This is a genomic window from Mesorhizobium sp. M0676, from assembly GCF_040320535.1.
Lineage (GTDB): Bacteria > Pseudomonadota > Alphaproteobacteria > Rhizobiales > Rhizobiaceae > Mesorhizobium.
This window is the reverse complement of the sequence record NZ_JAMYPU010000063.1, coordinates 1-7,941: the sequence shown is the minus strand read 5'-3', so window position 1 is coordinate 7,941 and position 7,941 is coordinate 1. Positions and strand designations below refer to the sequence as shown.

Below are 7,941 nucleotides of genomic sequence, written 5' to 3'. Positions count from 1 at the left end.
CAGCGGCACATTCTCCTTGGACCCCCACGACGACGTCGCTCAAGTCTTATGTGCTGGGAACGATTACGAGCTTTCTGCGGTGGCGAAGAACACCGTCGCGGCCCTCAACTTCTATCCCAGCATGCCCGAGGAAGGTGGCAATCTGCGGCTCTGGAGCCATAAGCCGACGGTCACTGATCGAAAGTCTCAAGGTGTGGAGACCACGGGCTATCCCTATTCGGCGGCCTATCTCGAGGGCGTTCCTTGTCGCAGTTCCAGCTCAAGGCCGGGGATATCGCCCTGATTGATGGCGGTTTCGTTCACGGGGTCACCGGTAAATCAGGCAACGGAGCCTGGTGCTGAACAGCTTTTTCGGGTTTGCGCGGCCGGATCTTGTTCTCTGGTGGACCTGAAGTTGGAGATTGCAGCGACGGACGGGCTGCCGCTGGCAGTTAAGACGTCAACATCCTCGTAACCTGCTCGATGCGGGCAAACATACAGGGAGTAACTCATGCGGGTAGCCGTCGTCTGGAACCATGATCGTACGGGCGTGATCAACCGTTTCGGTCAGTCTTGTCCCGAGCACTACGACCGCGAGACGGTCGAAAGCGTAGTGGCGGCACTGCAAGAGGGCGGCCAGGAGTCGCTGCTCTGCGAAGGCGATAAAGGACTGCTCGCTACGCTCGAGCGGTTCATGCCGCCCGATCCGCAGGCCCGCCCCTCCGGAATGGTCTTCAACATGGCGTACGGAATTCAGGGCGAGTGCCGTTCCACCCACGTTTCGGCCATGCTCGAAATGGCCGGCGTTCCCTACACCGGATCGAGCCCGCTCGGGCATGGGCTGGCGCTCGACAAGGTTATTACCAAGAGGCTCATCCGCGATCGCGGCCTGCCGACGCCGAACTTTCGCGTGATGCGTCGCGGCACCGAGAGTACCGGCGACCTCCGATTCCCACTCGTAGTGAAGCCGCGTCACGGATTTGCCAGCTTCGGATTGCAGCTCGTGCATGAGCCCGCTCAGTTGAGGCAGGCCGTGGAAGTGATCGTCACGCAGTATGCGCAGGATGCGCTCGTGGAAGAATACATCGAGGGGCGGGAAATCTGGGTCGCGCTGCTGGGAAACGAAGAGCTCGAGGTGTTGCCTCTGGTGGAGCAGGACTTCGGCGAGCGCGAAACGCGCCTTGTGACTTGGGAGGCGAAGCACGTGGCAGCCGAGGGGCTGCCGGTGATTTGCCCGGCACAAATCGGGAGCAAGCTTGCGACGGTGCTGCGAGATATTTCGGTTGCGACCTTCCGTGCCTGCCAGTGTCGGGACTACGCCCGCGTCGACCTTCGGATCGACCGCTCTGGCCAGCCCCTTGTCCTGGAGATCAACTCCATGCCGGCGCTCAGTATGACCAGTAATTATGTCCTGGCCGCGACGACCGCCGGATACAGCTTCTCGAGTGTGGTCAATCGCATCCTCGATGTCGCCCACACGCGGTATTTCGGAATTGGCATCCCTTAAGGCCGAAAACGCGTCGAATCGCGACCGGATTTTCCGCCCTAGAGGACCGCTCGTCTGTCACTCTGCCGCCCGCATGGACTCGGCGACCTGAACATGCGAAGAAGCCTCCAGCTCTGGGTTGGAGCCTATCCATCTCCCCGCATCGGCGGGCGGGGCCGTCAGGATGCTCGGAGCCACTGACGCACCCGTGGGGTTTTCAGGTCCTCGCACGCAGATGGATGCTGTTTCCATTCCCTTTGCGCGGCGTCGATTTTGACAATGACGGAGCGTTCATGCACGTGCCGGTGATTGATTGGTGCCGGGCGGCGGCCTGGAAGTGACGCGCTCGCGTGCCTATCGCAAGAACGATGAGGCATGCGTCGAGCAAAAGAAAGGGGCGATCGTCCGCCGTTTGGCCTACCGTCGCGGAACCGAGCCCGCGAGCACTGCCCCCATTCTTGTGAAACTTGATGAGTTCTCGGCGAACCTTAGGACCGCCTGGTAGGACGGCGAGAGGCATCAGACGCATCGCCGACTGTTTCGCCGGCGCAGCGGGTCCCGACGCGGTTATCGATGCTTGACAGCATTCAGGATAAGATCTTTGCCGGGCTCGACATTGAGCCCACGATGTCGGCATTGGAAATCCCCACGCGACTCAAGGCGACCGCTCCTGAGCGTTTCAATGACAAGCACCTGCGAACGGTTCAGCGGCTTGTGAAAGCGTGGCGCGGGTAGCGAGCACACCAAATCGTCATGGAAGGGCACCGCCGCAATCACGGCCGGCATCAGTTCCGCGAGCAATTCGCCGGTCCACGTGTTGCGACCTCGAATGTCCGCGTACCGACAGAATGCCAAGCGCAGGGATGCGGTCGATGGCATCGAACAGATCGGGAGATTTCAGGTGGCGGACCAAGAACTGGCGCAGGGCGACATTCCTCCTCAAGGCCTTTAGATGATGATGTAGACGTCTATCTCTGGGTAGCAGCGATGGCGCGATTGATCTATTCGGGACCTATCTCTGCAGCGACCGCGACTATTTTGGCATCTGACGGATCATCGACCTCAATCCGTCTGCCGGAAGACCGATCCAAACTATTCTAGTCTAGGCTCAGGACCTATTAATTTGGTTTGAGATGTGATTCACGGTCTCCGTTGAAGGAGGCTTTGATGGGTGATTTGTTTCTGCTGAGCGAGCATCAGATGGCGCGGATATCGGCGCATTCCGCTGCCGCACGGGGTGCCAAGGGTCGACGGCCGGCGGGTTGTCAGCGGCATCGTCTATGTGATTCCGCAATGGGCTGCAGTGGAAGGATGCGCCGTCGGGCTACGGTCCGCACAAGACGCTTCACAATCGTTTCATCCGCTGGAGCCGGCTTGGCGTGTTCGACAGGATCTTCGCCGCGCTGGCCGGCGAAGGTCCCAAGCCCGAGCGCATCATGATTGACGCGACACATCTGAAGGCCCACCGCCCGGTAAGCCTGCTTAAAAGGGGATGTTCCCCGTCGTATCGGGCGCACCAAGGGCGGACTGAACTCCAAGCTGCACGCCGTCTGCGACGGTGACGGAGGGCCGCTCATCCTGCTCCTGTCGGAAGGCCAGCGACCACGAGGGCGCCCGTCTCGTGCTCGACGCCCTGCCACCGGCCGCTCACCTGATTGCCGATCGGGGCTACGACAGCGCCTGGTTCGGCGAAGAACTGGCCGCCAGAGAGAAATGAATACCCGAAGCCTCATACGCCTTCGATACAGCCTGGCTGAAGCCTGATCATTCCGATTGTCGAACGCGTCTTATCGGCAGAGAACCATCCTTGCCGTGAAATTCGCCACCGAAATCCAAATCGGTTTCGAGGCGACGGAAATAGGGCAGAACCTCTTGCCAACCCCAGCCTGCAGCACCGCTCGAGGCCCATTCATCGTAGTCTCCAGGACCACCGCGGTTTGGCCACTTGGGCATTTATGCTGGAACCGCCGCCCATGACGCGGGCCTGCTCGTAGTGGAAGGCCTTTCGGCCGTCTCGCACCAAGGTCTCTTTGAGGGATGACCACTGATGTCGGGGTTGAAGTAGGCGCGAGTAGGATCGCTATCGAGGATGTCGTCAGGGACGGCGTTCGGCGGCGTATCAGGACCAGCCTCGACGAGCAGCACACGACTTCCATCGGCAGAAAGTCTGCTCGCCATGACGCAACCAGAGGAGCCACCGCCAACAACCACGTAGTCGAATATCAATATGATACTTTCAGTCAGGCGAGGGCCGAAGACGCGCCGGTGGTCGCGTCTGAAGGAGCAGCGTTGCAATCGACAACTCAGTGTCTGTGTCATGAATCGATAGCAGCTTTAAATAAACGGCTCGCGCGAAATATTCCTCTTCACACGCAGGAAATCGGCGCCGTGTTTCGTGACGCGCGCAGAAGCGCTCGGCGTGATCACCACCCGCTCAGAAGTGCCTTGATCGGCTTGGTGCTCAGCTGGTGGACCTGTGCCGAGCTGATTATTGACAAGGCAGCCTGGGGCAGCTTCTCCCTCCGGCCTGGTGCCGTCAAAACGTTCAATGGGTTGCACGACTAAACATGGGATCTGGCGCTGACCGACAACTACGCGCGCCGTGTCCTGGGGGCGGGTTCCTGCAGCTATCGCTATCCCGTCACAGTCAGTGAATCCGTTCGTGTCGGACCCGAGGGACTGGCGAAGCCGTCTCGCGATAGCGCTTGGAAGGCGCAGAGACAAATTTGTGCGCACTACCGTCGCGCAAGGCCTGTCGGGAGGGAGGCGCCTTCCCGGGAGCAACGGCGATGTCATTAGCCGAGCTGCGAGCAGCGGCCGCTTCAAAAAGTGAACAAACTCTTCCAGCGCGCAGGCGTCCCGCACCGCACCGCCGTATCGAAGCTCGGAACAGGACCCGAAGCTGGCGGAGCACCAGACGGCACGGAGCCGAAAGGCATGGTAGCGCGCTAACGTTATCAATGTGGCTGTATATCGCCCCATTCCCGAGTCTCGAGAGGGAGAGCGCCGGATCACAACTCCTGCATGTGGGCGTGATTGACCCGCAGATACCCTTGATCGCTCAGTGGGAGAATTGTCCCGCTTTGCATCGGCAATCCGCAGCTTTTGTGCGAAATTCGCAGTGAAAACGATGACTTGCGGCGCTAGTCGAAGACATTTCGCGAAAAACCGCCCATTTGGCGCTGTTAGACTGATCGCACAGGCAGTCCAGTATGCAGAAAAGCCCGGCTGCATCGAGTCGATACGTAGCAACGCGTCTACTACCGGACACAAACTGATTGGCCCCATGGAAGGATCAACCACCGTGGCAAGAGGCATAGTAGCGAAAGTGGCAACCGACGGAATGTTCGGCCTGATGAATGGCGAGCACATCGATATCTATGTCAACGGGAAGCAGCGACCGGCCCACTCGCGGGCCCGGATTCCAGTCGTAAATCCGGCGGATGAGCGGGAGTTTGCGACGATAGCCGACGGTGACAAGGACGACGTTTCTGCCGCAGTAGACGCCGCACGGGTAGCGTTCGAGAATTCCGGTTGGCCGCAGTTGCCGCCATCGAAGCGAGCCAACTATTTGCGCAAGCTCGCCCGTGCAATCGACAGTCGCGCGGAGCAACTCGGCGCGATTGTCACCGCGCAGATTGGCATGCCCCTTGCGCGCTCAGTGCAGTCTAATGGGAGTGGCGCATCTAAGTACTACGACTATTATGCTGAACTTGCTGATCAGCTCGAAGTAGAGTCCGAGCGCATCGGGCACGGGTTGCGCACGGTCATTCGGAGAGAACCGGTAGGTGTTGCCGGACTGATCGTTCCGTGGAACGGTCCTCAGGGAGCAATTGCGTGGAAGCTGGCACCGGCGCTGGCCGCCGGTTGTACGACGGTCATAAAGCCGTCCCCGGAAGCATCGCTGGACTCCTACCTGCTTGCCGAAGCCCTGGACGAGGCGGGCATTCCGCCGGGTGTTGTGAATATCGTCTTCGGCGGACGCGAAACGGGAGCGTTGCTCGCGTCCCATCCGGGCGTCGACAAGGTGTCCTTTACCGGGTCGACGCGCGCGGGGCGTCAGGTTGCGCTGGCCTGCGCGGAGCGCTTCGCGCGCGTCACGCTGGAACTTGGTGGCAAATCGGGCGCGCTGCTACTCGACGACGCCGATCTCGACACGTTCCTCCCACTGGTGGCGCCCGCGTGCATTCCGTTCAGCGGTCAAATTTGTCATGCCCTGACTCGGGTGATTGCTCCGCGCGCACGCTACGAGGAAGTGGTCGAGGGGATCGTAGCCAAGATGGCCCGCCTCGTCGTGGGACACCCGCTCGATCCCGCGACGCAGGTCGGGCCACTCGTGGCGAGGCGACAGCGCGATCGCGTCGAGGAATGCATCGCATCTGGACGCGCACAAGGTGCGCAAGTCGTGACCGGTGGTGGCCGGCCGGAGCACTTGGATGTCGGATACTACATCCAGCCGACAGTCTTTCGTGACGTGGACAGCACGATGAGGATCGCCCAGGAGGAGATCTTCGGGCCGGTTGTGTCGGTTATCCCCTACGACGACGATGAGGAGGCGCTCGCGATATGCAACGGCACGACATACGGGCTTGGCGGCGCGGTGTTTACGTCCGATCCCGAGCGGGGGATGGCGATTGCGCGTCGGATTGCGGCTGGCGTTGTCGGCATCAACCGTTACACGCTCCACATCGACGCGCCGTTCGGTGGTGTCAAAGGTAGCGGTCTTGGCCGCGAACTTGGGCCAGAGGGGCTGGCGGCCTTTCTCGAGGTCAAGTCAATCTTCCCACCTCAACTATAGAAGGGGTAGTTCGTTTATTTCGCGTGTTTGCACAAACGTTAGCGACATCAGTTCAGGACGCGCGTTCTGCTTGTTTTGAACTGCTGTGCCCAGATCCGATGCAAGTGGCGCGAACTGTGATTTATCGAACCGGCGGAATCCCTGTCCCGGATTGTCACACGGGATAACAACGAGTTGGCGGAGCCATACGACATCGCTTCTAGTTTTCATTTGCTGGCCGCCAAATTGGGAGGCGAGACAGCGTCAAACCTAGTGGGAACTCACATGCCAGTCCTCAATCGCGTCGCCCACCTTCATGATGAGATCACAGCCTGGCGCCGCGACATCCACGCACATCCAGAACTTGGCTTCGATGAACACCGCACTTCGGCCTTCGTCGCTGAGCGCCTGCGCGAGTTCGGTTGCGAGGAGGTGGTGACCGGCATTGGCAAGACCGGCGTCGTCGGCGTCATCAAGGGTCAGAAAGCCTTGAGCAATGGCAACCTCAAGGTGATCGGATTGCGCGCTGACATGGACGCGCTGCCGATCGAGGAGGCGACCGGTCTGCCCTATGCCTCCAAGAACAAGGGTTTGATGCATGCCTGCGGTCACGACGGCCATACCGCGATGCTATTGGGCGCTGCACGCTACCTTGCCAAAACCCGGAATTTTGCCGGTACGGCGGTCTTGATCTTCCAACCTGCGGAAGAGATCGGCACGGGCGCGCAAGGGATGATCGAGGACGGCCTGATGGACCGCTTTGGCATCGAGCAGGTCTATGGCATGCACAACCTTCCGGGCTTGCCGATTGGGACCTTTGGCATCCGGCATGGCCCGGTGATGGCGGCAACGGATGGTATCGAGATCAGAATCGAAGGCCGCGGCGGCCATCCCGGGAGGCCGCATCAATGTATCGACGCGATGCAAGCCGGTGCGCAGCTTATCACGGCTCTGCAGCAAATCGTGGCGCAGAACGTCGATCCCTTGGAATCAGCGGCGATTTCGTTCCACGAATTCCATTCCGGCACCACGCAGCGAGTGATTCCGCAGACAGCGGAGCTGCGCGGCAGCATGCGCGCTCTGACCCCGGAGGTTCGTGAACTTGTCAAGAAACGCATGGCTGAGGTGGTTGCCGGAATCGCCCAGGTCACTGGCGCGAAGATAGCTCTTACTATCGAGGGCAGCAATGCCGCTGTCTTCAACCATCCGGTGCCGACCGAGCTGGCGATGAATGTGGCCAAGGAGGTGGCCGGTGAAGACAAAGTGGTCAAGACGCCACCGATGTTGGGGGGAGAGGATTTTTCTGACTTGGCGAAGGACCGGCCGGGCGCCTTCATCTGGTGCGGCAATGGCAACAGCGCCGGTTTGCACCACGCCGCCTATGACTTCAACGACGAGGCAATTCCGTTCGGGACGTCGTTCTGGGCCAAACTCGTAGAGAACACACTGGCGGCTTGAGGTGTTTGCGAGACGGGCAAAGTATCATGTCTTTTTGCCGATCGTGTCCCGCTCGTGTTTGGCAATGATTTAGTTCTTAGTTCACCACAAACAACGACTTGATGCTCTCCATCGAAGAGGCGGGACAGCGTCAAACCTAGCGCATCGTAAGAAGGAAACTCACATGCCAGTCCTCAATCGCGTCGCCCACCTTCATGATGAGATCACAGCCTGGCGCCGCGACATCCACGCACATCCAGAA

General features: G+C 60.1%; 4 protein-coding genes and 3 pseudogenes. 6 read left to right on the top strand and 1 reads right to left on the bottom strand.

Translation table 11 applies throughout. The features are described from left to right. The 4 genes and pseudogenes from NKI35_RS30955 to NKI35_RS30940 form a co-directional block, all read left to right on the top strand. Nucleotides 1-283: pseudogene (locus NKI35_RS30955) on the top strand (2OG-Fe(II)-dependent halogenase WelO5 family protein); the annotation flags it as partial. 207 nt (nucleotides 284-490) lie between these two features. Then, nucleotides 491-1,486: a D-alanine--D-alanine ligase family protein gene (locus NKI35_RS30950; protein WP_352742587.1), complete on the top strand. Its 996-nt coding sequence runs from the start codon at nucleotides 491-493 to the stop codon at nucleotides 1,484-1,486. 552 nt (nucleotides 1,487-2,038) lie between these two features. Then, the gene (locus NKI35_RS30945; RefSeq protein WP_352742585.1) at nucleotides 2,039-2,200 is read left to right on the top strand and encodes a hypothetical protein; all 162 of its coding nucleotides are present in this window, start codon (nucleotides 2,039-2,041) and stop codon (nucleotides 2,198-2,200) included. Nucleotides 2,201-2,632: 432 nt separating this feature from the next. Next, nucleotides 2,633-3,164: pseudogene (locus tag NKI35_RS30940) on the top strand (IS5 family transposase); the annotation flags it as partial. Nucleotides 3,165-3,232: 68 nt separating this feature from the next. Here NKI35_RS30940 and NKI35_RS31440 read toward each other — a convergent pair. Continuing rightward, nucleotides 3,233-3,691, bottom strand: a pseudogene (locus tag NKI35_RS31440) (GMC family oxidoreductase N-terminal domain-containing protein); the annotation flags it as partial. Nucleotides 3,692-4,808: 1,117 nt separating this feature from the next. Between NKI35_RS31440 and NKI35_RS30930 the strand changes: the two are divergent. Next, the gene (locus NKI35_RS30930; RefSeq protein ID WP_352742583.1) at nucleotides 4,809-6,263 is read left to right on the top strand and encodes an aldehyde dehydrogenase; all 1,455 of its coding nucleotides are present in this window, start codon (nucleotides 4,809-4,811) and stop codon (nucleotides 6,261-6,263) included. A gap of 264 nt (nucleotides 6,264-6,527) precedes the next feature. After that, a complete protein-coding gene (locus tag NKI35_RS30925) occupies nucleotides 6,528-7,700 on the top strand; it encodes a M20 aminoacylase family protein (protein ID WP_352742582.1) in 1,173 nt (390 codons plus the stop codon). The last annotated feature ends 241 nt before the right edge of the window (nucleotides 7,701-7,941 follow it).

What these genes read in the sequence shown, in the direction of transcription:
- NKI35_RS30945 (WP_352742585.1), top strand. Translation starts at nt 2,039, where the DNA reads ATGCTTGACAGCATTCAGGATAAGATCTTTGCCGGGCTCGACATTGAG.
- NKI35_RS30925 (WP_352742582.1), top strand. Translation starts at nt 6,528, where the DNA reads ATGCCAGTCCTCAATCGCGTCGCCCACCTTCATGATGAGATCACAGCC.
- NKI35_RS30930 (WP_352742583.1), top strand. Translation starts at nt 4,809, where the DNA reads ATGTTCGGCCTGATGAATGGCGAGCACATCGATATCTATGTCAACGGG.
- NKI35_RS30950 (WP_352742587.1), top strand. Translation starts at nt 491, where the DNA reads ATGCGGGTAGCCGTCGTCTGGAACCATGATCGTACGGGCGTGATCAAC.